At 32.0% G+C, this 2,530-nt stretch carries 2 protein-coding genes; both read right to left on the reverse strand.

Annotated elements, in window-relative coordinates:
- Positions 1–246: 246 nt before the first annotated feature.
- Entirely contained in the window at positions 247–1,461 is a 1,215-nt protein-coding gene (locus HY951_15465; GenBank protein ID MBI5541462.1) for a T9SS type A sorting domain-containing protein, read from the reverse strand.
- Positions 1,462–1,661: 200 nt separating this feature from the next.
- Complete coding sequence (locus HY951_15470) at positions 1,662–2,339, reverse strand: hypothetical protein (GenBank protein ID MBI5541463.1); 678 nt, start codon at positions 2,337–2,339, stop codon at positions 1,662–1,664.
- Between the last annotated feature and the right edge of the window lie 191 nt (positions 2,340–2,530).

Genomic DNA, 2,530 nt, shown 5'->3' on the forward strand with positions numbered 1-2,530 from the left:
TAATCGCATTGTGGCTGTAGTTAAAAGAGGAACACCATATGTTAAACTTAATTTGGCAGCTTAAAAAAATATTAAATAAATATTTGGAGATATCATAGATATCGGTTCGATGTTGGATTTGGCAGGCTTTTACTTGCAGTCATTGTCAAACCGCTAAAATGTTTGAACTTTGTTATTTGTGTCAAGTTACCCATAACAGCCTGCTAAATTCTAACATAGTGTTACCAACCGTAATTATTGTTATAGTCAATTTATTATAATTTTCTCAGTCGTAATTTGCTCACCGTTGTCAAGTTTAACAAAGTAAATTCCTTTTGGTACATTAGATAAATTAATTTCCATTTCATTCTGACCATTACTAATTATTGAACTATAAATTAATTTACCAAGAATGTTAAATACTTCAATGTTATTAAAAACATTTGTTTGATTTACAGTAAATTTACCGTTGTTTGGATTAGGAAACAATATTAATTCTGAATTATTTTGAACTATTTTAGTTTCAGAAACTATTTGACTCAATGGTCTTTTCCAAACTCCAATACTGTCCATACCTGCAAAAATATATGTCCCATTGAGTGCCAATGAACAAACATTTGGTCTAAATGGTAAAGAATAAACTGGAGTCCAAAGCGATCCGTTATTCGTTGTTAAATATACTCCACCTCCAATACCGTCCCAACTTCGATAAGTTCCAACGAAAACATTAGTGCCATAAATTGCAAATGAATGAATAGTGTTATTTGGTATTATTCCATTATTTATAGATGACCAATTAGCTCCATTATTTGTTGACAGATAAACACCACCACTCATTGCACCATCCCAGTAGCCTGCAAAAATATTTGTGTCACTAATAGCTAAACAAGAAATAATTGCATTTGTTGGCAACCCATTACTAACCGAAGTCCAGTTATCTCCATTGTCAGCTGACATAAAAACACCATTTCCAGTTCCAACAAATATATTGGAACCACTTGTAACAAATGATTTTATATGAAGATTTGTTAATCCATTATTTACAGATGACCAGCTATTTCCATTGTTAGAAGATATGAAAACTCCTTCACTCCAAGTGCCTGCAAAAATATTTGTTCCTTTTATTGCAAGTGCCATTATGTCGGAATTTGCTGGTAAACCATTTGTTACAGGAGACCAATTATTTCCATAATTCGACGAATTAAATACTCCATTATCCGTTCCAACAAAAATGTATGTACCATTTATTGCCAATGAATTTACATTAGAATTTGTTAAACCATTAACTACAGATGTCCAAGTTACTCCATTATTTGTTGATAAATGAACACCACCGCCAGAATTTCCAATAATAACAATTGTGTCACTTACAGCTACAGAAATATTATTAATGCTTCCATAGAAAGAAAATGATTGAACCCATTGGGCATTTACAATGTTGAAACTAAGTAAAAACATTGTCAGAATAATTAGTGTTTTCATTTATTTTTTTTTAGATGTCTATTATATCGTAAGGGCATTTGTCTTTTTGTTATTATGGTTGGTAACGGTTGAAGCTACGGAACGACGAGCATTTGCATGCAGGCAGTGTCAAACCGCTAAGAATATTATTTAATGTTATAGTTGTCAAGTTGCACATTACTGCTCGTTGTTTTCGTAGGTTGTGTTATGGGCTGTGTTTTTTAATTTAAACATGGAGTCTCGCGAGCGTCAAATTCACCAGTCGATAAGTTGTAGTATCCAGTAATGCACTGGTTTGCACTTTGATTAATTGTGCCGAATCCTATAAAATAGGGATAACCATTTTTGCTTGGTTGTATTCCTGGTACATCGTAAGACAATCGTGTAGGTAAAATATAACTAGAGTTTGCGCTGTCCTGAAAAGCTAATTTTGCATTATTATAATTGTTTTGAAGTAAATTATTTAGAGATTTAACCGGACCAATAGCAGAATTGAATACTTTATGTTCTAATATAAACATAAGCTGATTAACATTAAAAAAAGTGTCTCTCGGAATATTTAAATATTGGTAAGCAGATTCTGATGAATACAACTTAACAATAAATTCGTCATAATTGTCAATTACCGCCCAGTCAATAGTTATTTTATATGCAACTCTAAATGTAATTGCACTATTCCAACAAAATGCGGAAGTTTTAATTTCAGATATATGTGAATTAAAATATTCTTCAGTCATTGTGTCTCGATTAAGAAATTCACTTTTCCAGAAGTCCAAATAATATGCAGATAATGAATTGTCAATACAGTTATTATTTACTGTATTTTCTACGGGTGTGTCTTTTTTGCAAGACAATGCAAAACAAATGCAAATAAGAATAATGAGATTAAGCTTTTTCATGTTATTATTTTATGATGTAATTGTTTTTTAAACATTGCCCATAACGTTTGAAGCTAAGCCTAAAGCAGGCAATGTATTTGCACTTTGCTGTCAAACCGCTGGAAAGTTCCAAATTGTTATATCGTTTCATAATGTTACGCATGCCTGGTTGGGCTTAGGTGGTGTTAGCAACTCGTAGCAAGGCTGTTATA

This window comes from Bacteroidia bacterium, assembly GCA_016218155.1.
In the GTDB taxonomy this organism is placed as follows: domain Bacteria; phylum Bacteroidota; class Bacteroidia; order Bacteroidales; family GWA2-32-17; genus GWA2-32-17.